This is a genomic window from Streptomyces sp. NBC_00442, assembly GCF_036014195.1.
Taxonomy (GTDB): domain Bacteria; phylum Actinomycetota; class Actinomycetes; order Streptomycetales; family Streptomycetaceae; genus Streptomyces.
Map to the genome: position 1 here is coordinate 7,346,782 of NZ_CP107918.1, position 22,241 is coordinate 7,369,022.

17 protein-coding genes are annotated in these 22,241 nt (G+C 72.4%); 13 read left to right on the forward strand and 4 right to left on the reverse strand.

From position 1 onward, the window contains the following. The first annotated feature begins 15 nt into the window (after window positions 1-15). The 9 genes from OG432_RS33040 (at window position 16) to OG432_RS33080 (ending at window position 12,490) form a co-directional block, all read left to right on the forward strand. Window positions 16-1,290, forward strand: a complete 1,275-nt coding sequence (locus tag OG432_RS33040; protein ID WP_328314629.1) for an EfeM/EfeO family lipoprotein — start codon at window positions 16-18, stop codon at window positions 1,288-1,290. Beyond that, window positions 1,287-2,519 (forward strand): iron uptake transporter deferrochelatase/peroxidase subunit, encoded by a 1,233-nt coding sequence (gene efeB / locus OG432_RS33045; RefSeq protein WP_328314630.1) that lies wholly within the window; start codon window positions 1,287-1,289, stop codon window positions 2,517-2,519. Before OG432_RS33040 ends, efeB begins: the two co-directional genes overlap by 4 nt. Before the next feature lie 184 nt (window positions 2,520-2,703). Then, entirely contained in the window at window positions 2,704-4,596 is a 1,893-nt protein-coding gene (locus OG432_RS33050) for a phospholipase C (RefSeq protein WP_328314631.1), read from the forward strand. 166 nt (window positions 4,597-4,762) lie between these two features. Then, window positions 4,763-5,677 carry a glycoside hydrolase family 25 protein gene (locus OG432_RS33055; RefSeq protein ID WP_328314632.1) on the forward strand — a complete coding sequence of 305 codons (915 nt, stop codon included), beginning with the start codon at window positions 4,763-4,765 and terminating at the stop codon, window positions 5,675-5,677. A gap of 101 nt (window positions 5,678-5,778) precedes the next feature. After that, window positions 5,779-7,392 carry an APC family permease gene (locus OG432_RS33060; RefSeq protein ID WP_328314633.1) on the forward strand — a complete coding sequence of 538 codons (1,614 nt, stop codon included), beginning with the start codon at window positions 5,779-5,781 and terminating at the stop codon, window positions 7,390-7,392. 271 nt (window positions 7,393-7,663) lie between these two features. After that, the gene (locus tag OG432_RS33065; RefSeq protein WP_328314634.1) at window positions 7,664-9,754 is read left to right on the forward strand and encodes a hypothetical protein; all 2,091 of its coding nucleotides are present in this window, start codon (window positions 7,664-7,666) and stop codon (window positions 9,752-9,754) included. Between the two features lie 55 nt (window positions 9,755-9,809). Continuing rightward, window positions 9,810-11,465 carry a hypothetical protein gene (locus tag OG432_RS33070; protein WP_328314635.1) on the forward strand — a complete coding sequence of 552 codons (1,656 nt, stop codon included), beginning with the start codon at window positions 9,810-9,812 and terminating at the stop codon, window positions 11,463-11,465. Window positions 11,466-11,641: 176 nt separating this feature from the next. Next, window positions 11,642-12,127, forward strand: a complete 486-nt coding sequence (locus tag OG432_RS33075; protein ID WP_328314636.1) for an Asp23/Gls24 family envelope stress response protein — start codon at window positions 11,642-11,644, stop codon at window positions 12,125-12,127. A gap of 33 nt (window positions 12,128-12,160) precedes the next feature. Then, window positions 12,161-12,490, forward strand: coding sequence for a YkvA family protein (locus OG432_RS33080; RefSeq protein ID WP_328314637.1), 330 nt, complete (start codon window positions 12,161-12,163; stop codon window positions 12,488-12,490). 121 nt (window positions 12,491-12,611) lie between these two features. On the opposite strand, the gene OG432_RS33085 is transcribed toward OG432_RS33080, so the two are convergent. Next, window positions 12,612-13,979, reverse strand: a complete 1,368-nt coding sequence (locus OG432_RS33085) for an amidase (protein WP_328314638.1) — start codon at window positions 13,977-13,979, stop codon at window positions 12,612-12,614. A 223-nt stretch (window positions 13,980-14,202) separates the two neighbouring features. On the opposite strand from OG432_RS33085, the gene OG432_RS33090 reads away from it, so the two are divergent. Next, on the forward strand, window positions 14,203-15,459 hold the full coding sequence (locus OG432_RS33090) for an MFS transporter (RefSeq protein WP_328314639.1): 1,257 nt from the start codon (window positions 14,203-14,205) through the stop codon (window positions 15,457-15,459). Between the two features lie 95 nt (window positions 15,460-15,554). Here the strand turns inward: OG432_RS33090 and OG432_RS33095 are convergent, their stop codons facing one another. Together OG432_RS33095 and OG432_RS33100 are read right to left on the reverse strand one after the other, a co-directional pair. Next, entirely contained in the window at window positions 15,555-16,388 is an 834-nt protein-coding gene (locus OG432_RS33095) for an alpha/beta fold hydrolase (protein WP_328314640.1), read from the reverse strand. A gap of 178 nt (window positions 16,389-16,566) precedes the next feature. Further along, the gene (locus OG432_RS33100; protein WP_328314641.1) at window positions 16,567-17,490 is read right to left on the reverse strand and encodes a glutaminase; all 924 of its coding nucleotides are present in this window, start codon (window positions 17,488-17,490) and stop codon (window positions 16,567-16,569) included. Between the two features lie 192 nt (window positions 17,491-17,682). Here OG432_RS33100 and OG432_RS33105 point away from each other — a divergent pair, with 192 nt between their 5' ends. Beyond that, window positions 17,683-19,113: a cytochrome P450 gene (locus OG432_RS33105; RefSeq protein ID WP_443058514.1), complete on the forward strand. Its 1,431-nt coding sequence runs from the start codon at window positions 17,683-17,685 to the stop codon at window positions 19,111-19,113. Window positions 19,114-19,280: 167 nt separating this feature from the next. After that, window positions 19,281-20,189: an RNA polymerase sigma factor SigF gene (locus OG432_RS33110; protein ID WP_443058515.1), complete on the forward strand. Its 909-nt coding sequence runs from the start codon at window positions 19,281-19,283 to the stop codon at window positions 20,187-20,189. Between the two features lie 88 nt (window positions 20,190-20,277). Here OG432_RS33110 and OG432_RS33115 read toward each other — a convergent pair whose 3' ends face one another. Continuing rightward, complete coding sequence (locus OG432_RS33115) at window positions 20,278-21,003, reverse strand: TetR/AcrR family transcriptional regulator (RefSeq protein WP_328314643.1); 726 nt, start codon at window positions 21,001-21,003, stop codon at window positions 20,278-20,280. Between the two features lie 95 nt (window positions 21,004-21,098). Here OG432_RS33115 and OG432_RS33120 point away from each other — a divergent pair, with 95 nt between their 5' ends. After that, window positions 21,099-22,223 (forward strand): FAD-dependent oxidoreductase, encoded by a 1,125-nt coding sequence (locus OG432_RS33120; RefSeq protein WP_328314644.1) that lies wholly within the window; start codon window positions 21,099-21,101, stop codon window positions 22,221-22,223. Window positions 22,224-22,241 lie beyond the last annotated feature (18 nt).

Below are 22,241 nucleotides of genomic sequence, written 5' to 3' on the forward strand. Positions count from 1 at the left end.
GAACGGAGTGCCGTGATGAGCGACCCCGACCCGGGGCCGGGCCGGGCACCTTCCGCACCCGAGGAGGGGTCCGGCCGGCCGGCTCGCGGGGCCCGGCGGGCCGGGGCGCGGCGCCCGGCCGTCGTCGTGGCCGTGGTGGCGCTCGCCGCTCTGGTGGCCGGGGGCGTCCGGGCCCTCGGCCCGCTCGGCGACGGCTCGGACGCGAAGAGCCCGGCGGCGAAGAAGCCGGCCTCCGTCGAGGTCTCGGCCGGCGCCTGTGGCAGGGGATGGAGCGGCGGCACGGCGGGGCCCCAGGTCTTCGCCCTGCGCAACACGTCCACGACGGCAGCCGAGGTCTATCTCACCGACCCCGCGACCGGCGCCGTCCACGGCGAGGTCGAGGGCCTCGCGCCCGGCACCACCCGCGAGATGCGGGTCGTTCTCGGCGGCGGCGCCTACGCGTTCAGGTGTCTGCCGGACGACGCCGACGCCGTCACCGGCCCCACCGTGAAGGTCGCGGGTGCTCCGGCCGGCGGCGGCCCCGCGGTGGTCCCGATAACCCAGCACGACCTCATCCCGGTGGCTCTCTCCTACCAGGGCTGGATCACGGCTAGGAGCGTCGAACTCGACGACCTCACCGATGAGTTGAAGCGGGCCGTGGACGGTGGCGACCTGGACGCGGCGCGCGCCGCCTGGCTGCCCGCGCACCTGGTCTACGAGCGGATGGGCGCCGCCTACGACGCGTTCGGCGACGCGGACGGCGCCATCAACGGCGCCGACCCCGCTCCCGCCGACGCCGGGGCCGCCCGCGGCTTCGAGGGCTTCCACCGTGTCGAGTACGGCCTGTGGCACGGCGAGTCGGCCGCATCCCTGCGCGGACCCGCCGACCGGCTGTCCCGGGCCGTGCACGCGCTGCGCGCGTCCTGGCCGCGAGAGCGGCTCGACCCCGCGCAACTCGGCCTGCGCGCCCACGAGATCCTGGAAGTCACCGACCGGTCGGAACTGACCGGCCGCGGCGACTACGGCAGCGGCACGAGCCTGGCCACCGCCCGCGCCAACCTCGACGGCACACGCGAACTGATCACCCTGCTGCGCCCGTTGCTCACCGGCCGCTACCCGGACCTGCCGCGCCTCGACGCCTGGCTCGACCGCAGCCGGCGCACCCTGGACGGCTTCGCGAGCGACGGCACGTGGACACCGCTCGACCGGCTCGGCCACCAGGACAGGCAGCGGCTCAACAGCGACATCGGGCAGGCGGTGGAACTCCTCGCCCCGGTGGCGACGATCTGCGACCCACGGAGGACGGCATGAGCGGGGTGGGGCGACGGGGACTGCTGCGGGGTGCGGCCGCGGGGGCGGGGGCCGCCGTCGCGGGGGCCGCCCTGTCCCGTGCCATCCCAGGCCCGGCCCGTGCGGGGGCGGCCGACGCCGCCGCCGCGCACGTGGACTTCCACGGGACGCATCAGGCCGGGATCCTCCAACCCCCTTGTCGGGCAACGGCGTTGGTGTCCTTCGACGTGACGGCCGCGGACCGTGGGGAGCTCACCGAGCTGCTGCGGACGCTCACGGCACGGGCCCGCTTCCTGGCCACGGGAGGCTCACCGACCCCGGTGGGCATCACCGCGCCGCCCAGTGACTCGGGCGTGCTCGGGCCCCAGGGACCCACCGGAGGGGTGAGCGTCACGGCAGCCGTCGGCGCCTCCCTCTTCGACGACCGCTTCGGCCTCGCGGGCCGCGGACCGGCCCGGCTCACCGCGATGCCGGCCTTCCCCGACGACGACCTCGACGCGGCCTGGTGCCACGGAGATCTGAGCGTGCAGCTGTGCGCCGACAGCCCGGACGTCGTCCTGCACGCCCTGCGTGACATCGCCCGGCACACCCGCGGCGCGATGCAGGTGCGCTGGCGCATGGACGGCTTCACCAGTCCACCGCGGCCGAGCGGAACGCCCCGCAACCACATGGGGTTCAAGGACGGCACCGCGAACCCGGACACCGCCGACGCCGCCGCGATGGACCGGCTGGTCTGGGTGCGCGCGGGCGGGGCGGAACCCGCGTGGACGGCCGGCGGCAGCTACCAGGTCGTGCGCCTCATCCGAATGATGGTGGAGTTCTGGGACCGGGTCTCGCTCAGCGAACAGGAGCGGATGTTCGGGCGCAGCCGCGACACCGGCGCACCGCTGGACGGCTCCGCCGAGTTCGACGAACCGAGGTTCGCGGAGGATCCCAAGGGAGATGTGATCCCCCTGGACAGCCACATCCGGCTCGCCAATCCGCGGTCCGGGCCGCCGAGCGAGAGCGCGCGGATCCTGCGCCGCGGCTACAACTACGACCGGGGCACGGACGCCAACGGCGACCTCGACATGGGACTCGTCTTCTGCTGCTACCAGCAGGACCCGGCCCGCCAGTTCGAGACCGTACAGAACCGGCTGAAGGGCGAGCCGTTGACCGACTACATCAAGCCGTTCGGCGGCGGCTACTTCTTCGCCCTGCCCGGGGTGCGGGACCGGTCCGACTGGTTCGGCCGGGCCCTGCTCACGTGAGGACAGGGCGCCCCGGCACTCCGCCGACGCGGGGTCGCGTTCCGGCCTCGCCGTTCGGACGGGCCGTTCACCCGGAGGACACGGTGGGGCGAGCGCGGTGTAGTGGTGCGCGCGAAGCATCGTGTTCTGTCAACGACATCACGACGGCGGCCGCACGCCGGCCGCCAGTGGAGGCACGGGCAGCATGGGAAGCAAAGGCAGCGCGGTGGGCAGCGGGCGCCGGACCGGACGCTGGGGAGCCCTCGCCGGGGCGGCGGCGCTCGGCCTTCTGAGCGGCACGGGTCCGGCTCTCGCGGACCCGGCGGACCATCCCGGCGGCCACACCGCCACCCCGGTCAAACACCTGGTGGTGATCTTCCAGGAGAACGTGTCCTTCGATCACTACTTCGGCACCTACCCGGTGGCGGCCAACACCGACGGCACGAGGTTCACCGCGGACCGGCACACGCCGAAGGACATCGACACACTGCGCAACGCCGGGCTCCTGGAGAAGAATCCGAACCAGTACCCGCCCAAACGGCTCACCCCCGAGCAGGCCCTGACCTGCGACCAGAACCACAGCTACGGCCCCGAGCAGTACGCGGCCAACGCCGGCAGGGCCGACCAGTACGTGCAGAACACCGACTCGGGCAAGTGCTCGGGCAACCTGTTCGGCGAGCCCGGCCTGGTCATGGACTACTACGACGGCAACACCGTCACGGCGATGTGGAACTACGCCCAGCACTACACGCTCGGCGACAACTCCTTCAGCACCACCTACGGCCCCTCCACACCCGGCGCGATCAACCTCGTCTCGGCGCAGACCCACGGGGTGATCTCCACCGACCCCGCCTCGGGCACCGAGCACCCCGAGCAGACCACCACGCCCGATCCGTACGCGGTCACCTCGCCCGACGCCCGCGGCGTCGGCACCCTCACCAACGATCCCGACCCCGCGTACGACGACTGTTCGGACAAGGACCACACCAGCAAGGACGCGCTGGCCGCCCTGCGGGGCCGCAACATCGGCGACCTGCTCAACCGGCGCAAGGTCTCCTGGGGCTGGTTCCAGGGCGGCTTCAGGCCCAGCACCCCCTGGAGCGGCGAGCGGGACGATCACGCGAAGTGCTCGGGGAGGACCCACACCAATGTGGGTGGCGCGGCGATGGTGGACTACAGCCCGCACCACGCGCCCTTCCAGTACTACGAGTCGACGTCCAACCCGCACCACCTGCCGCCCGAGGACACCGCCGAGATCGGCCACGACGGCCGGGCCAACCACAACTACGACCTCACCGACTTCGACGCCGCGCTCGCGGCGGGCAGCCTGCCCTCGGTGAGCTTCCTGAAGGCGGCCCAGTTCCAGGACGGCCACGCCTCGTACTCCGACCCGATCGACGAGCAGCACTTCCTCGTCGAACAGATCAACAAGATCCAGCAGTCCCGCCAGTGGAAGGACACCGCGGTCCTCATCGCCTACGACGACTCCGACGGCTGGTACGACCACGCCTATGCCAGGCCGCAGAACGGCTCGAAGGACACCAAGCCGGGTTCCAGCGGCAAGCCCGCGGACAGCCCCGCCTGCCGGGCGGCTCCGGCCGCCGCCGGCGGCTACAGCGACCGCTGCGGCCCCGGCACCCGCCAGCCCCTCCTCGTCATCTCCCCGTACAGCAGGGTCAACGCGGTCGACCACACCCTGACCGAGCAGGCCTCCATCACCCGCTTCATCGAGGACAACTGGGGCACCGGACGGCTCGGTGACGCCTCCTTCGACGCCCGTGCGAACTCACTGACCTCGGCCTTCGACTTCAAGCACCCCAACGGCAAGCAGGTGCTCCTGAACACCGACGGGTCGGTGAGGTCCGTCAGGGACATCCCCACGTACCCGGCGCCGCCCGCAGCGGGTCCCGGCGCGGCCGCCACCACCGGCGCCGGCAACGCCACGGCCCCCCGGACCGCCGATGAGCGCCTGGCCGAGTCCGGCGCGTCCTCGGTGCTCCGGCCGGCCGGGATCGTCGCCGCGGCCCTCGCGGCGGGCGGTGTGGGCGCGGCCCTCGCCGTACGCCGCCGCAGGAACCGCGGCCCGGCGGCGCGGTAACACCCGTCACACCGCCGTACACCGGGCCGCCCACGCGTCGTGGGCGGCCCCACGCGTGCCGCGAGAAAGCGGAGCGCGACACGCCGGTGCGGGAGTCGGGCCGCTCCAATGCGGGCAAGCAAGAGAGAGGAAGAGGTGGTTCCGGCCCGCTCGCGGAAGGTGTCTGATGGGGATCTACGGGCAGGACTGGGCTTCGTACCAGTCGTCGACACCGAATACGAGCGGCCTGTCCTTCGCCTTCGTCAAGGTCACCGAAGGACTCTCGTACATCAATCCGCGCTGGGTCGCCCAGCGCGACCACGCCAAGGCCAACGGGCTCGTGTGGGGCGGCTACCACTACCCGAACATGGGCAACAGCCCCCGGGCCGAGGCCGACTACTTCATCGCCCAGGTCGACTGGCGGCCGGGCGACGTCGTGATCCTCGACTGGGAGGGATACGACCCGGCCAACTCCGGCGTGCCCAAGGCCACCCAACGCGCCTACAAGGACGCCTGGTTGCGCTATGTCAAGGGCCGTCTGCCGCACAACCCCGTCGGTATGTACGCCAACCTCGACTACTGGCGCAACGTCGACCAGGACGGCTTCTACGCCGACTTCCTGTGGATCGCCACGGCGGGACGCGCCGCCGGGGACCCCGGCATCCAGGCCCCTTGGCTGTTCCACCAGTACGGCGAGTCCGGTGGGCTCGACCGCGACTACTGCCCGCTGGCCGGCACCGCCGAACTGCGCCGCTGGACGCTCTCGTTCCAGCCCACACCGCCCGAGGAGACCGACATGCCCCAATGGATCACCGGCCGCGTCGACCCGGGCGGCCAGCCCACCGTCGTGCTGTTGCCGCACGGCACCGCGTGGGACGCCTACAACCGCAGGCTGCACCTCGGCATGGACCAGATCACGGACGCCCCCGCGACCGGATCGGTCCGCGTCGCCATCCACGACGGACACATGTGGCGCGACATCGAGAACGTGCACGTCACCTCCGCGACCGGGTCCGTCGACGTGAACATCACCCGCAACGACGTGAAGCTGAGCCTGCAGACCGACGCCGCGGGCGTCAGCTTCGCCGTGGAAACCTGGTAGGACTCGGGCGTCCTCCTCGCGGACACCCGGCGCGGGACATGACACGCTGAGCACTCTGGTGTCCTCCAGTGTCCTCATGTCATGCAAGGAGGCGGGTGCGCGTGCGGCCGACGCAGCCGGGGGAGACCCCCGCGGTCCTGACGGTCCTCGGCGAAGAGCGCAGGCTCCGCAAAGAGCTCGGATTCTGGAGCCTGACCGCGATCGGGTTCTCCAACATCCTCGGCTCCGGCTGGCTGTTCGCCGCCATGTTCGCCGCGCAGACCGCGGGGCCCGCCGTGCTGCTCTCCTGGGTCGGGGCCGGTGTCCTGTGTGCCCTGGTGGCCCTGGTCATGGTGGAGCTCGGGGCCACCCGCCCGGAGGGCGGCGGCACCGTGCGGTGGCCGCTGTACGCGAGCGGCCGCCTGGTGGGCACCGTCATCGGCTGGTCCGTGCTGCTCTCGGTCGGCGGCACCGCGGCCGAGATCAGCGCGATCATGCAGTACGCCGCGCACTATCTGCCCGCGCTCTACGACCACGGCCGCCTCACCGGTTCCGGGCTCGCCGTCGCCACCGGCCTGAGCATCCTGCTGACCGCGCTCAACTGGTTCGCCGTACGGGCCTTCGCGCGCCTCAACAACCTGGTGTCGCTGTTCAAGGTCCTCGTCCCCGTCCTCACGGTGGTCGCCCTCTTCCTCTCCGGAACCCACGCGGGCCGCCTCACCGACCACGGCGGCTTCGCACCGTACGGGTACGCCGCGTGCCTGACCGCGCTGGCCGGCGGCGGAATCGTCTACTCCGTCAACGGCTTCCAGGCGCCGCTGGACTTCTCCGGGGAGGCCCGCAACCCGCGCCGCACCGTGCCGCTCGCCGTACTGACCGGGATCGGACTCGCGGTCCTGGTCTACCTGGGCCTCCAACTGGCCTTCCTCTTCACCGTTCCCGACTCCCTCCTCACCCACGGCTGGCACGGCGTCAACTTCGACTCGCCCTTCGGCCAGCTCGCCCTCGTGCTCAACCTGCACTGGCTCGCCACCCTGCTCTACGCGGACGCGGTGGTCTCACCCGGCGGCTCGGCCTACGTCGGCGTCGCCATCGACGCCCGGCACACCTACGCCCTGGCCAAGAACGGGCTGCTGCCGCGCTTCTTCATGCGGATCGACCCCCGCTCCGGCATGGCGCGCCGCGCCCTCCTGCTCAACCTCGTCGTGATCGTCCTGTTCATGCTGCCGTTCGGAGGCTGGCAGGACATCGTCAGCGTGATGGGCGACATGTATTTGCTCGTGTACGCGGCTTCCGCGGTCGCCGTCGCCGCGTTCCGCGCCCACGGCAAGGAGCGCGGGCTTCCGCCGGCGGACGGGCAGGTACCCGGGGTGCACTGGATCGCGCCCATCAGCTTCGTCGTGGCCAGCGAGTTCGTCTACTGGTCGGGATGGCACCACCTGCGGCTCGCCCTGCCTCTGGTCCTCGCGGGCGTGCCCCTGTTCCTGATGCTGCGCCGCGAGACCGACGGGCGGCCGCCGCGCGAGGAGCTGCGCAACGGCGCCTGGCTCGTCTTCCACCTGGCGGCCCTGACCCTGCTGTCCTGGCTCGGGACCTTCGGCGGCTCGGGCGAACTTCCGGCGCCGTACGACTCCTTGGTGGTGGGCGTCGTCGCGCTCGCCGTGTTCGTGTGGGCGGTCCGCTCGGGCCGGGCCCACCTGCGCACCGCTCCGGTCACCTCCCTGGCCCCCGAGTGAACCGGACCCGGTGCGCCAACTGCGGCGCGCACGTGCGCAGTTGACGCCACCGCACGGCGCCGGGCTCCGCCCTGAATCCCCGCAACTGCCTCACCGGTGAAGCTCCTTCGGAGCGATGTACGGGAACACCCGTCGCAACGCGTCCTTGAGGTGTTACCTTCCGTGTCAATCGATGCGGAAGGTGCGCCCTGTGCGCGTCGGTTCCGGGGGGGCGGTGAGTGGGGTGGGGGATCTTGACGCGGCAGAGGGAGCGGACGCGTTCCTGCGGCACATGTTGTGGCGGTACCCGGGGCAGCGGCAGCCGATCGTGGCGCTGCTCGGGCCCCGGCAGTCGGGCAAGTCCGATCTGCTGAAGGCGGTGTCGCGGGCGTGCGGTTCGACGGTGGTCCACGCGGCGATCGACTTCGACGACAACCCGGTCGATCCGGTGTCGGCGGCCGCGCTGGCCGCGTTCCAGATGATGCGCGGCTGGGACAACCTGCGCCAGCCACCGGTCTTCCACCGTTTCGGTCTCGGGCTGCTCGCCCTCAACGAGAACCTGGACCCCGACCGCGGGCGCGCCGCCGACCAGATACGCGACCTCATTCAGCAGTACACCAGCAACACCCGCCGGGGCAGGGCCTTCCGGCAGCTGGAGCAGGTGGCGGCCACCACCGTGGACGTCGTCGCCCAGGGCGCGCTCAGCCCGCTCGTGTCGGGACCCGCGCGCGAGGTGGTGTCCGCCGTCCGCGACCGGGCCAAGCCCGTGATCGGGTCCCTGCTGCAGAGCGCGGCGCGGTGGGGCGTACGGGACGCGCTGCGCTGGCACATCAGCGTTCCCGAGGCCGAGTCGGCCCGCTCCATCGACGCGTTGATCAGGCTGAGTTCCACCTCCAGGTCCGCCGCCGTCGGTCCCCTGATGGCGGCCTTCCTCGCCGACGTCAAGGACCAGGCGGAGCGTCATCCTCCGCTGCGTTCCACGTGCTCGTGCGTGCTGCCCACCCGGGCCGCACGCCATGACCGGCACGACCACGCCTGGGTGCTCCTGGCCGACGGCGCGCAGACCCCGGCCGGGCGCCGCTTCCTGACCGAACTCGCGGCGGCGCGCTCACGCAACCAGCAGGCCGACGTGGACGGTTCGGGCGCGGCCGATCCGCTCCTGGTGCTGTCCGCGTGCGAGCAGTGGCAGTCCGAGTGGACGTCCTGGTGGTGCGAACCCTGGCGCTCGACGCCGCTGACCGCCACTCCCCAGCGTCGTGTGCCGCTGCTCTCCCGGGCGACCCGGTCGCTGTGGGCGCGGGACAACGAGGCCGCCGTGGGCGTCGAACGCGGGCCCGCGGCCGCCTGGTGGTATCCCGTGTGGCTCGACCCGATGACCGAGGACCAGGTCGGATACGCGATGGACCGCTCCGACCCGTCACCCGCCCGGCCCCTGCCCGCATCCGTCGTCCACCGGCTCACCGGGGGCCACCGCGGCGCGGTCTCCGCCGTCCTCGACGAACCACCCGGCACGCATCCGGCGCCGCACGGCACGGGGCCCGTCCTCTCGCTGCTCGCCCCGGCCGACGAGGACGGCACGCCCCTGTGGGTCCGCGCCCTGGAGGCCGGCCTGCCCGAGGGCCTCCCCGTGCCCGGCGCCGCCTGGAGCACCGCCCCCGCGGTCGTGCTCGCCGCCGCCTACCTCGCCGATGTGCGCACGGCCCACGACCCGCGGCTCCCCGCCACCTCCACGGAACTCCCGCGCAGCCTCGAACTCCTGCGCCGCCACCTGTGGGTGAGCACCTTCACCCACCGCCCCTCACGCATCCGGCGGATCGGCTGGGGCGACGACGCCGACGGCCCGGCCACCCTGCACCCCTGGCTGGCCCGCTCGGTCCTGACGGCGCTGAACTCCGCCCGGCCGGCGCGGCCGGACGAAGTGAACCCCTGGCACGACGTGTTCGCGGGCCAGGCGCTCGCGCTGGCCGCGCTGCCGGTCCCGGGCGGAGAGGCCGCGGCCGTCGAACGAAGGCTCTTCCACGACCTGGCGCTCGGCCGCTTCACCCCGGTCGCCGCGGCCCTGGCCGACCGCTTCGACGACGACCACCGCGCCTGGATCCGCCTGCTCGACTACCTCACCTCGGCCCCCTGCCGGCTGCTGTACAAGCGCTCGCCCCAGGAGGCGTACGCCCTGCTGCTCGACGGTGTCGAGGACCGCGGGCAGACGGTCCTCGCGGTGGCGACCGCGAAGCTGCTCGCCCTGCTGTGGCTCTACAACGACCCGCTGACCGAGCACACCCGGCGCTGGGACGGCGAGATCCAGGAATGCTTCACCCGTCTCGCGCACAACTCCCGTCTGCTGGACGTCAGTCCGCTCCAGCAGGCGGCGGCCGCCTTCGCCTAGCCCCGCGGTGGCCGCGGCACCGCCGCGGCCACCGACCGCACCGCAAGGAGTGTCCATGCCACCCGCTGTAGGCAACCCCCGCTTCGGCCGGCTGCGCCGTCACCGCACCCTTTCGGTCGTCGCGGCGCTCGTGATCCTGGCCGGCCTCGTGTTCGGCGGCCGCTGGGGCTACGGCCGGCTCTTCCCGCCCTCGCTGACCTGCGGCTCCGGCATGACCGCGACGGGAACCCCGCTCGCCTGCGCCGGAGTGAACATCGACAGCACCCCGTTCACCGACCACGAACCGCCCCGCATGCGGGAGTTGGAGAACGCGGTCAAGGCGTCCAACGACGAGGTGAAGGGGGACTACACCAGCATCGTCCTGATGCTCGACCTCTCACCGGTCTCCGACGTGGACACCCTCACCTACGGTTCGCTGTACCCCAACATCGAAGGGGCCCTCGCGGCGGTCTGGCGGGCCAACAACACCGCCGCCTACGGCAGTACTCCCGCCATCAAGCTGTACCTCGCCAACATGGGCAGCCAGTACGGCGGTTGGGCGGTGACCGTGGACAAGCTGAAGGAGAAGGCGAGCGCCGAGCACATCTCCGCGGTCGTCGGGCTCGGCCAGAGCACCGACCAGACCCGGCGCGCCGCGGCGGCGATCTCCTCGCGGCTGCACATACCGGTCGTCGGCTCCACGGTCACGGGCGACTCGATGAACATCGACCCCGCCGACCCCGCCGGCAAGAAGCAGATCATCGACATGTTCCGGGTCTCACCGACCAATTCGGACTCGGTGGTCGCCGCGACCCAGTACGTCTCCACGCTCAAGCCGGCGGTGACCGCGCTCGCCGTCGTCGCGGACAGCGTCACCGGAGACGACTACACGCAGACGCTCGCGACGGCGGCCAAGACCCGCTTCGGGGCGCCGAACCGTACCGTCACCGTGCTCCCGTACACCTCGCCCAACGATCTGCCGGCGGGTTCGGGCCGACAGGACTATCTGGTGCAGCAGTTCAACCTCATGCACGCCAACCTGTGCCAGGCCGCGCCGTCCGTGGTCTACTTCGCCGGCCGAGGCCGCGATCTGGGCGCGTTCGTCGAGAACTGGGTGCAGGGCGCACCGTGCGGCATCGCCCAGCTGCACATCCTGGCCGGAGACGACGCCTCGGAGAGCATCCACGACAAGGGCGTACTCAACGGCATCGCATCGGGCCGGGTCACCGTCGCGTTCACCGCGCTCGCCAGCCCCGACGAATGGGGCACGGAGTGCCCCGGCTCCGACGCCAAGCACAACTACGACCAGTTCTGGTCCGCGTTCACCGGCCGGCCCGACCCCTGCACCGGCCAGCCGCTGACCGCCGACAAGGACGTGCCGATGCTCTCCTTCGATCCCGCGGACCTGGCCAGCGGACAGGCCATGCTCACTCACGACGCGGCCGTGGCGGCGATCAGCGCGGGCCGGCGCGACGCCGTCGGGTTGCGCAACCCGGGGTTGCAGACCGGCATCCTGCACCAGTTCTACTGCGCGCAGATGCTGCCGGGGGCCAGCGGATGGCTGTCGTTCGGCAGCGACGGCACTCCGGCGGGCAAGCCCACCCCGGTGGTTCAGCTCCGCTCGGACGGCACGACCAAGACGATCGCCCTGACCTGGCCCGACGGCGCCCCCAACCTCAGCCTGCCGCAGCGCGGCGGCAAGGGGGCGCCGGGCTGCCCGAACGGAGGCTGAACAGCACGCCGTCGAAGGGCGTGACGACGGCCGCGGCCGCGCCAGCGACGAGCGGTGCGGCACGCGCCGCGGATCGGTCCGCCCCCGCCCGCATGTTCCGGCGTGGGCACGGTACTCGCAGAGGCAGGGGGCGGCCGGACGGGTCGCCCGCGCACTCCCGGAGGAGGTGGCTTCGCATGACGGAGCCGATGGCACAGACACTGCGGAAACCCGACACGGACGAGTTCCGCACGCCTGCGGACAGTACGACCCTGGAGCCCGCGAGGAGCGGACCGGGTGGAGCGCCGGCGACCCGGGGCTGCACCACCATCGCCGGGGGCGTCGTGGAGAAGATCGCCGCACTGGCGGCCCGCGAGGTGCCGGGCGTCAACGCCATGGGCGGCGGTCTCGCCCGTACGCTCGGCGCGATGCGGCCGGGCCGCGCGTCCGTCACCCGCGGCGTGAAGGTCGAGGTCGGCGAACGGCAGACCGCCGTCGACCTGGAGATCGTCGTCGAGTACGGAGTGAGCATCACCGAAGTGGCCGCCGAGATCCGGCTCAACGTCATCGCGGCGGTGGAGCGCATGACGGAACTGGAGGTCGTCGAGGTCAACATCGCCGTAGGCGACGTCCACCTGCCGGACGAGAGCGCGCCGGAGATCCCTGAGAGCCGGCTTCAGTAGCATCGCCGCCACAGCGCCAAGGAAGGCGGCTCGATGAGCACCGAAGTGACAGTGGCCCTGATCCTGGTGGCCCTCGCGCTCCTGGCGGCCGCCGTGGTGGCGGCCGTCCTGACGGTACGGCTGGTCCGTGCGCGCAAGGCCCTCCGGGACGCCGGGATCCCCCTGACGCACAAGGCCGCCTTCTGGGGCGCCCTCGTCTACGTCGTCAGCCCGGTCGACCTCCTTCCCGACCCCGTCTATCTGGACGACATCGGCGTCCTGCTGCTCGCGCTGCGCGCCCTGCACATGGCGGCGGCCGCTCCGCGGGGTGAGCGGGAACTCGGCGAGCGGTGGGCGGAACGGCCCGCCGGGCGGACGAAGTGATCAGGGCCTCGGCGCGGCCGTCGCCCAGGACGACCGCGGTGTCGTACGGGTGCCGGGTCAGCCGGGCGGTGGCGGCGTCGAAGGGTTCGCCGTAGCCGAAGCGGGTGGGGCGGGGGCGTCCCTAGGGGTGGCCCGTGGTGTCGCGCGGGATGGGCGCCGTGCGCTCCCAGGGGTGGAGGTGCTCCAACTCCGCTACCAGATCCAGGAGTTGATGCTCGGATCCGGGTCGCCCCACCAGCTGCACCGAGCCGGGCATCCCCGTCGGCAGCGAGCCGAAGGGCATGGCGAGGGCGGGCCGGCCGGACAGGTTCCACGGGGGTGTCATCGGCGAACAGGCGGTGTTCATCAGCACGTTGGCGAGCCAGCCGCGCTCGTGCCAGGGCTGCGCCGCCGCGCCACGGCGGGCGAGCGCCGGGGTGAGGAGCACGTCGTAGGTGGCGAAGAACGGCTCGAGGCGGCGGTTCAGGGCCGCCTTGTGGTCCGACCGCAGCATGCCGAGCCGCGCGGCCAGCCGCCCGATCGCCGCGTGGCGCCGGGTGCGGGGCGCGAGCAGCCGGGGGTCGAGGCCCTCGGCGTCCTGAGCGGTGCCACCCGTCCAGTGCGCGAGGACGACCGCGCCGAAAGAGACCGGGTAGGGCGGGTGCGCGAGGGCGACCTGGTGGCCCGCCCGGTACAGGGCCCGTGCCGCCTCGCGGGCGAGCGCGGCGTACGGCGCGCCGACGCGCACGCCCGTGATGGGGCTGCGGGTCGAGAACGCGATCCTGAGCCGGGGGCCGGGCTCCGGCACGCTGCGGTCCACCTCGCCCGCGAGTACCGAGAACATCAGCCGCGCGTCCGCCGCCGTCGTCGCGAGCGGGCCGTTCTCCGACATCCCGTACCACCCGCCGCCGAGGTCGCGGGGCACCCGCCCGGTACCCGGCTTCAGGCCGATCACGCCGCAGTGCGCGGCGGGAATCCGCAGCGAGCCCATGCCGTCGTTGCCCACCGCGAGCGGCACGAGGCCCGCGGCCACCGCGGCGGCGCTCCCTCCGGACGAACCGCCCGCGGTCCGTGACGGATCCCACGGATTGCGGGTGATGCCGTGCACGCCGTCGGTCGTCCCGAAGACGCACAGCTCCGGCACGTGAGTGAGCCCCACCACCACCGCGCCGGCCGCGCGCAGCCGGGCCACCAGGACGTGGTCGTCGGCGGCCGGCGCGGCGGAGGTGGCCGCCGAGCCATTGCGGGTGCTCTCGCCGCGCACCGCCAGGTTGTCCTTGACCGCGACGGGCACCCCCGCGAGCGGCAGCCGGTCGAGATCGGCCCGCGCGCCGACCGCGTCGGCCTCTTCGAGGGCCGCGGCGGCGCGCACCACCCGGAACGCGCCGACGCGGGAGTCCCGCGCGGCGATCCCGGCCAGATGGCCGGCGACCACCTCCCGCGGTGTGACCTCCTTGCGGCGCACCGCCGCGGATATCTCGACGGCGGTCCGGCCTGCCCATGCGGTCACGGTGGCTCCTCGGGATTGATCGTCACGACGGCTGAGGAGGCCACTGTGGGGGGCGGATGCGGGGCCTGTCGATAGCGCGGGGTCCTCGGCCGGACGGCCCGGCGCACCACGCACGGTTGTGGGGTCCGGCGCGATGGTTGTTTGACCCGGGGGCGGGCCGGGGGATTGGATCGCGCCGGTCGGTGCGGGGCGGTCCCGCAGCAGGAGCGAAGGGTGTCGTGGGGTGGGCGGACGGTCCCTGGGGCGGGAGTTCGGATGGCTGTGGGCCGCGTACGGGGTCAGCACGATCGGCACGATGCTGGCGTTCGACGCGTTCCCGATGATCGCGATCGTCGTCCTGCACGCCGGTCCGGCCGCGGTGTCGGCGCTGGCCGCGACCGGGCTCGCGGTCGGGGCGGTCATCGCGGTGCCACTCGGCCCGTGGGTGGAGTTCCGGCGCAAGCGGCCGGTGATGATCGCCACCGATCTGACCCGGTTCGCCGCGGTGATCAGCGTTCCCGCCGCGTTCGCGCTCGGACAACTCGGCTTCGCCCAGCTCGTGATCGTGTCGGTCGTCGTCGGCGCGGCCGACATCGCCTTCCGCTCGGCGAGCGGCGCCTTCCTCAAGGCCCTGGTACCGCCGGGGGACCTGCTCACCGCGAACGGCCGGTTCGAGTCCACCGCGTGGACCGCCACCATGCTCGGGCCGCCGCTCGGCGGCCTCGCCGTCGCCCTGTTCGGACCGGTGACGACCGTGACGGCCGACGCGGTCAGCTATCTGCTCTCGGCGCTCGGGATCCGGGCGATCGGCGGCAAGGAGACGCCGCCCGCGCACCCCGCCCCCCGCACGGGCCCCCGCACCGGGCTCCGGCGCGGCGGCCTGCTCGAAGGGTGGCGGCACATCCTGAGGCACCCCGCGCTGCGTCCGCTGTTCTTCAACACGGTGCTGGTCAACGGCCTGATCATGGCGACCACCCCGCTGCTCGCCTCGCTCATGCTCGGTTCCCTCGGCTTCTCGCTCTGGCAGTACGGTCTGGCCTTCGGCGCGCCGTGCATCGGCGGCCTCATCGGCGCCCGGCTCTCCCGGCGGCTCGTCGCGCGCCACGGACAGCACCGGGTCATGACGGCCGCCGGGGTGCTGCGTGCCTGCTGGCTGCTCGGGCTCGTGCCGGTCCGCCCCGGAGCGGCCGGCCTCGTGCTCGTCGCCACCGTCGAGCTCGGCCTCATCACCTGCTGCGCCGTCTTCAACCCGGTGTTCTCCACCTACCGGCTCGAACAGACCGGCACGGACCGGGTCGCCCGCACCCTGTCCGCGTGGTCGGTCACCAGCAAGGCGGCCACCGCGGCCATGACCGCGCTGTGGGGCGTACTGGCCGGCCTGACCGGACCGCGGACCGCGATCGCCGTCGCCGGACTCCTCATGCTGGCCACGCCGCTGCTGCTGCCGCGGCGCGCCCCCGCGTCGAAGCGCGAGCCGCAGGCGGCCCCGAGCGGCGCCTGAACATCAGGCCGGGTCCCGGTCCGGGTCCCGGTCCGGGGCCCGGCCCCGGCGCTCCGGCGGGGTGCCGAGCTCCGGAGCTCAGCGGGTCGGCGGGTTCAGCGGGTGACGATGAACTCCCTGATGTCGGCCGTGAGTTGCTCGGCGTGCGTCACGTACAGGCCGTGCCCCGCGTTCTCGTACACCGTCAACGTGCTGCCGGGGAAGAGGGCGGCGGCACGGCGCCCGGTGAGGGCGATGGGGGCGGAGGCGTCCTGGTCGCCGTGGATCACGAGGGTGGGCACGTCGATCTTCCGCGCCTCCGCCGCCATCTCCAGCGTCACGAAGTTGGCCAGGACGGCGCTCGCGGCTCGCGCGGTCGCTCCGTGGCAGTCCTGGACCACCTTGGCCACATAGGCGTCCGAGACGTGGTTGCCGGGTAGCCGGCGGGCGAAGTAGTCGTCGGCTCCGCTCGAGAAGAACTCGGCGCGGTCCTTGGCGAACGTCTCGTTGAGCGCCTCGATCGCTTCGGCGGGCACACCGTCCGGGTTGTCGTCGCCGCGTACGATGCCGGGCGCCATGCCGGCGACCAGGGCGAGCCGGGCCACGCGCTCGCTGCCGTGCCGGCTCAGATACCGCACCGCCTCGGTGGTGCCGAGGGAGTGCCCGATCAGGGTGACGTCGCGCAGATCGAGGTGGTCGAGGAGGGCCCCGAGGTCGTCGGCGAGCGTGTCGAGGTCGTAGCCATCCCATACGTCCTGGGACTTGCCGTGCCCGCGGCGGTCGAGCCCCACGCACCGGTACCCCTCGACGGCGAGCGGGAGCATCTGGAACTCCCACATCTCGGTGCCGAGATAGGCGCTGTTGACGAAGACCAGGGTGGTCGCGTCGGCCGGTCCGTAGTCGATGAAGTGGAGCCGGGTTCCGTCGGTGGGCGTCGTGAAGTACGGCATGGGAGCCTCCCCCTTGTGCGGTGCGACCCGCCGCTGTCGTGCGGCGTGGACACACTGTCTCCCGGGGCGGGGGTGGAGTGCGATTACGTCGGGAGTAATGACGGAGCGCGCGTCCGGGCCGAGGTCGGCTGCCGCCGCCGCTCACGGGCGCCAGGGTCCGGCCGGGGGCGGGGGAGCGTCAGAAGACCGAGAGGCCCGTCAGGGTCGTGAAGCGGTCCAGGGCCGCGACGCCCGCCACCGAGTTGCCGCGCTCGTCGAGGCCGGGACTCCAGACGCACACGGTGCACCGACCCGGGACCACGGCGATGATGCCGCCGCCGACGCCGCTCTTGCCGGGCAGGCCCACCCGGTGCGCGAAGTCGCCCGCCGCGTCATACGTGCCACAGGTCAGCATCACCGCGTTGACCTGCTTGGCCCGGCTGCGGGTGAGCAGCGCGGAGCCGTCGGCCCGTATGCCGTGCCGGGCCAGGAAACCGGCGGCCCGCGCCAGGTCGGCGCACGACGCCTGAACGGCGCACTGGCGGATGTACTGGTCGAGGAGGACGGGTACCGGCGTGGTGATGTTGCCGTACGACGCCATGAAATACGCGAGGGCCGCGTTGCGGTCGCCGTGTGCGGCCTCGGACGACGCCACCTCCTCGTCGAAGCCGAGCGCGTCGTTGCCGGACTCGGCCCGCAGGAAGGCGCGCAGCGTGTCCGCGGCGTTGCCGGTCAGGCGCTGGAGGCGGTCGGTGACGACGAGGGCGCCCGCGTTGATGAACGGGTTGCGCGGGATGCCGGCTTCGTACTCCAGCTGCACCAGCGAGTTGAACGGGTTGCCGGACGGCTCACGGCCGACGTGCTCCCACAGCTCGTCGCCCTCCAGGGAAAGGCAGAGCGCCAGGGTGAACACCTTGGTGATGGACTGCGTCGAGAAGGGGTGCTCCCAGTCGCCCACCCCGTACACCGTGCCGTCCAGGTCGGCGACGGCCATCCCGAAGCGCTCCGGGTCGACCGAGGCGAGGACGGGGATGTAGTCGGCCGGGCGGCCGCGGCCCGGCATGGCGGCGATCTCGGCGGCGATGCGGTCCAGGACCGGCTGAAAGGACGAGGACACGCTCAACTCTGCTCTGCTCCGGCTTCCCGCGCTGCTGCGACGCCAACACCCTACGGCAGCCGCCCGCGCCGGGGCGCCGTACACGAGCTGAGGGGCGCGTGGCGAGGGTGCGTGCCGCGCGCGGTCCGGTGTGCGCGGCAGCCGGGTGCCGTGGTGCGGGCCCCTCGTCTGCCGTTCCGTGCAGTGCGGTCCAGTGCCATGTCGTGCCGTGCCGGAGTGGCGGGCGGAGAGCCGTTACGTTGGCCCCATCAGCCATCCCGGGGAGTCCCGTTGCCCGCATCAACGCTGCCGCTCAACCCCGTCAACGGACCGCGCGGTGTGCCGCCGCTGGGCAACCTGCTCGCGTTCGGCAAGGACCCCCTCGCCTTCCTGACGCGTCTGCGCGACGACTACGGCGATGCCGTCACCTGGTCGCTCGGCCCGCGGCGCAGCCTGTTCATCTCCCACCCCCGCCACATCAAGGAGCTTCTCGCGGCACGGGAGGACACCTTCGAGATCCTCGAAATCGGCTGGGCGTTCAAGCAGATCACGGGCAGGAGCGTCATCCTCAGCAAGGGGGCCGACTGGCGGCGCAAGCGGTCCCTGGTCCAGCCCACCGTGCGGCCGCGCCAAGTCCGCGCGTACGCCGACGCCATGGTCGACTCGGCCGGTGCGGCGGCCGACGCCTGGCACGACGGGGCGCGCGTCGACGTCCGCGGGGAGATGGCGCTCATCACGCAGCGGATCGTGCTGCGCACCCTGTTCGGCAACGATCTCGGCGAGCAGACCCGCGCGCTGGGCGACGCGATGGACGTGGCCGAGCGGGAGGTCGGCGCCGAAGTGCGCGGCATCGGGCTGTTCCTGCCCGGCTGGGTGCGGACGCCGGCGCGGCGGCGCCTGCTGGACGCGGTCGCCACCATCGACCGCGAAGTCGACCGGCTCATCGGGGAACGCCGCGGCCCGGCCCGTGGGGTGCGGGAGCGCGACGACCTGGTCAGCAGGCTCCTCGCGGCACGGGACGAGGAGGGACGGCGGCTCTCGCCACGAGAGGTGCGCGACGAGGCGGTCACCCTGTGGGCCGCGGGACACGAGACCACCTCCACGGCGCTGACGTGGGCGCTCTACCTCCTGGCCCGCGCACCCGAGGCCCGCGCCCGCCTCGAAGCCGAACTCCAGGACGTGCTGGCCGGACGGCCGCCTGCCATCGACGACTACGAGCGCCTCACCTGGACCCGGCAGATCGTCACCGAGGCCATGCGTCTCTACCCTCCCGTGTGGCTCATCCCCGCCGTCGCCCGCGAAGGAGCGACGCTGGGCGGCACCCGCATCCCCGTGGGCACCACGGTCTGGTGCAGCACCTGGACCACGCACCGCGATCCGCGCTGGTTCCCCGGGCCCGAGGAGTTCCGCCCACAGCGCTGGGGCGCCGACGCCCGGGACGCGGTGCCCGAGCACGCCTGGTACCCCTTCGGCGGCGGCCCGCGGACCTGTCCGGGCGCCCGCTTCGCCCAGGTCGAGGCGGTCCTCGTGCTCGCCACACTCGCCCAGCGGTTCCGCCTCGACCTGCCACGGACCGCGGTGAGCCCCCGCGTCGGCCTGCTCCTGCAACCCGCCACGCCCCTCCATGCGACCCTACGGGCCAGAACCTGACCGCGAGTTCGAGCCAAAAGTAGGCCTCAACCCCTACATTTCAGCCAAGTTGCGCCGTGTGGTGGGGCTCAGAACACGTGGCCGCACCACGGGTACGCATGAACCCAACCCGCGGGGGCAGACGCCTGCTCCGACAGTTTCGTTGATGGCTACAAGGGAGGACCCCCATGGCAGCGGCGCAGGTGACGAGACCGGAGCGGACGGACCGGACGGACCGGACGGCGGTTTCAACCACGCAACGCGAGATGGAGGACCTGCCGCACATCGACGATGCGGCGAAGGTGGCCCCCCAGGACGCCCGGAAGCTGTCGAAGCTGTTCTTCGACCGGCTCCAGGTGCTGGAGGAAGGCACCCGCGAATACCAGTACGCCCGCAACACGCTGATCGAGATGAACCTGTCCCTGGTGCGCTTCGCGGCCGGCCGGTTCCGCAACCGCGGCACGGGCGACATGGAAGACGTCATCCAGGTCGGCACGATCGGTCTGATCAAGGCCATCGACCGCTTCGAGCTGTCGCGCGAGGTCGAGTTCTCCTCCTTCGCGGTGCCGTACATCATCGGTGAGATCAAGCGGTTCTTCCGGGACACCACCTGGGCGGTGCACGTCCCGCGCCGGCTCCAGGAGCTGCGGGTCGAGATCGCCAAGGGCAAGGAGCACCTGGCGCTCCGGCTCGACCGCGACCCGACGATCAAGGAACTCGCCGCGCATCTGAAGCTGAGCGAGGAAGAGGTCATAGAGGGACTGGTGGCCGCCAACGGCTACACCGCCGGTTCCCTCGACATGTCTCCCGACGGGGACGACGGCGGTCAGGCCCCCACCGTCAACGGCCGCACCCTCGCCGACTGCATCGGCGCCGACGACCCCGGCATGGAGAAGGTCGAGGACCTGAGCTCCCTCGCCCCCCTGATGCGGGAGCTGAGCGAGCGCGAACGGCGGATCGTGGACATGCGCTTCGGCCAGGAGATGACCCAGGCCGAGATCGGCCACGAGCTCGGTGTCTCCCAGATGCAGGTCTCGCGCCTGCTCTCGCGGATCCTGGCCAAGCTGCGCACCGGCATGGTCGACGCGGCGGCGTAGCCCGGCCCGACGCGGTAGCGCCTTGCGACGGGGCCATGTCTACGGCATGGCCCCTTTCGCGTTGCTGTGAAGCTGCCCGCGCCCCAGGTCAGTCGGACGCCGGCCGCAGATTGTTCACGAGCAGGCCGAGGGCGAAGGCGAAGCGGTCGTGTCCCGTGCCGGAGATCAGCTCGGCGGCATGGAGTCGGGTCCGAGGGAATCTCTCGGCGGGCAGTGCGGTGAAGCGGGCCAGCAGCTCCTCGTCGCCGAGCACCCATTCCTGATCCTCGTGCCGGCGCCGTTGCCGGACCAGCGACTGCTCCAGCGCATAGGCGCTGACGTAGAGGGAGAGCGCGTCGCGGGCCCATCCGGCCGTCCTCGGTTCGATTCCGCCCGCGAGCAGGATCGCGAGGATTCCCTCACCGACCCTCAGCGTTTCCAGGTGGGTCGGCACCACGGCCAGCGCGGCGCGCGAGACTCCGGGGTATTCCAGGTACACGTCGCGGATCTGTGTGTAGACCCCGAGCAACTGCTCGCGCCAGGAGGCCGGGTCCGGTTCGGGGAGCACGACCCCGGCGTAGAGCCTGCCGATCAGCAGGTCGTCGAGGTCGTCCTTGTTGACGATGTGCGCGTACAGGGACGACGGACCGGTGCCGAGCACCGCGGCGACCCGGCGGATGGTCAGAGCGTCGTACCCCTCGGCCGCGACGACTTCCAGGGCCGCGTCCGTGATCCGTCCGACGGTGATCGGCTTCTTGCGCGGTGCCGGTGCGGTGGACTCCGGCGTGGGCTGGGCGTGGAGAGCTGAACGGCGCTGGCGGGGATCGGCGGTCATGCCGGCCACTATAGCTTGACACGAACTAAGTTCGTTAAGTAGAACTTGGTTCGTCAAAACGAACTTAGTTCGTGTCGCCGTCCTGGAGGTATGTGATGCGCGTTTCCGTAGTCGGAGCCGGTTTGGGAGGCCTGGCTCTCGCGCAGGGTCTGCGTGGTGCCGGGATCGAGGCCGACGTGTTCGAGCGCGACCCGGGGATCGGCGCGCGGTTCCAGGGCTACCGGCTGGTGCTGGACCCGACCGGTTTCCAGGCGGTGCGCGACTGCCTGCCGACGCGCTGGCACCCGCTGCTGGACGAGATCGTCATGGATGCCTCCGCCGAGCAGGTCGTCCTCGATCCGCGGCTGAACGAGATCGGCAGGCTCGGCACGGGCCGGAGCGGCATCGTGGTCGACCGGCAGGTGCTGCGGCACCTGTTGCTGACCGGCCTCACCGTGCACACCGATGCCGCGCTGACCGGCTATGACGTGCTGGCCAACGGCACGGTCCGGGCCCGGTTCGCCCGCCGCGACCCGGTCACCGCGGACCTGCTCGTGGGCGCGGACGGTGTCACCTCCACCGTCCGCGGGACGCTGGCGCCGGGGACCACCCCGATCGACACCGGCGTCCGGTTCGTCATCGGCCGCACCCCGCTGACCGACGAGTTCGCCGGTCTGTCCACGGCGTACGGCTCGAAGATCACGGACGGCAGCGTCAGCCTGCTGCTCGGCGCGATGCGCTTCCGTACCCCGCCCCGGCGGGCCGCCGAGCAACTGGCCCCCGACGTCGCGCTGCCCGACATCGGCGACTACGTGCGCTGGGCCATGATCCTGCCGCCGAACGGCTCGCTGGGGGACCTGACCGCGCAGGATGCCGTGCTGTCCAGGATGGACGGGTGGCACCCGGAGCTGCGCGCGCTGATCGAGCAGGCCGACCCGGACAACAGCACCCTGCTGTCCATCCGGGCCGTCAAGCCCGGCGAGCGCTGGGCGTCCGGCCCGGTCACGCTGCTCGGTGACGCGATCCACGCCACTTCCCCGACCGGCGGCAACGGCGCGAACACCGCGCTGCGCGACGCCGACCTGCTGCGCCGCTGCCTGACGGGGGCGGGCGAAGGCCGCGAGGGACTGCTCGGCGCGGTCGACGACTACGAGCGGCAGATGTTCGAGTACGGCGCCGAGGCCGTGCGCAGCAGTCTCGAGAAGCTGCCCGCCTTCGCCCCCGAAGCGAAACTGTCCTGAGGCCGAAGCTCACCCTGT

What these genes read in the sequence shown, in the direction of transcription:
- OG432_RS33040 (WP_328314629.1), top strand. Translation starts at nt 16, where the DNA reads ATGAGCGACCCCGACCCGGGGCCGGGCCGGGCACCTTCCGCACCCGAG.
- efeB (WP_328314630.1), top strand. Translation starts at nt 1,287, where the DNA reads ATGAGCGGGGTGGGGCGACGGGGACTGCTGCGGGGTGCGGCCGCGGGG.
- OG432_RS33050 (WP_328314631.1), top strand. Translation starts at nt 2,704, where the DNA reads ATGGGAAGCAAAGGCAGCGCGGTGGGCAGCGGGCGCCGGACCGGACGC.
- OG432_RS33055 (WP_328314632.1), top strand. Translation starts at nt 4,763, where the DNA reads ATGGGGATCTACGGGCAGGACTGGGCTTCGTACCAGTCGTCGACACCG.
- OG432_RS33065 (WP_328314634.1), top strand. Translation starts at nt 7,664, where the DNA reads ATGTTGTGGCGGTACCCGGGGCAGCGGCAGCCGATCGTGGCGCTGCTC.
- OG432_RS33070 (WP_328314635.1), top strand. Translation starts at nt 9,810, where the DNA reads ATGCCACCCGCTGTAGGCAACCCCCGCTTCGGCCGGCTGCGCCGTCAC.
- OG432_RS33075 (WP_328314636.1), top strand. Translation starts at nt 11,642, where the DNA reads ATGACGGAGCCGATGGCACAGACACTGCGGAAACCCGACACGGACGAG.
- OG432_RS33080 (WP_328314637.1), top strand. Translation starts at nt 12,161, where the DNA reads ATGAGCACCGAAGTGACAGTGGCCCTGATCCTGGTGGCCCTCGCGCTC.
- OG432_RS33095 (WP_328314640.1), bottom strand. Translation starts at nt 16,388, where the DNA reads ATGCCGTACTTCACGACGCCCACCGACGGAACCCGGCTCCACTTCATC.
- OG432_RS33105 (WP_443058514.1), top strand. Translation starts at nt 17,683, where the DNA reads ATGTCGTGCCGTGCCGGAGTGGCGGGCGGAGAGCCGTTACGTTGGCCC.
- OG432_RS33110 (WP_443058515.1), top strand. Translation starts at nt 19,281, where the DNA reads ATGGCAGCGGCGCAGGTGACGAGACCGGAGCGGACGGACCGGACGGAC.
- OG432_RS33115 (WP_328314643.1), bottom strand. Translation starts at nt 21,003, where the DNA reads ATGACCGCCGATCCCCGCCAGCGCCGTTCAGCTCTCCACGCCCAGCCC.
- OG432_RS33120 (WP_328314644.1), top strand. Translation starts at nt 21,099, where the DNA reads ATGCGCGTTTCCGTAGTCGGAGCCGGTTTGGGAGGCCTGGCTCTCGCG.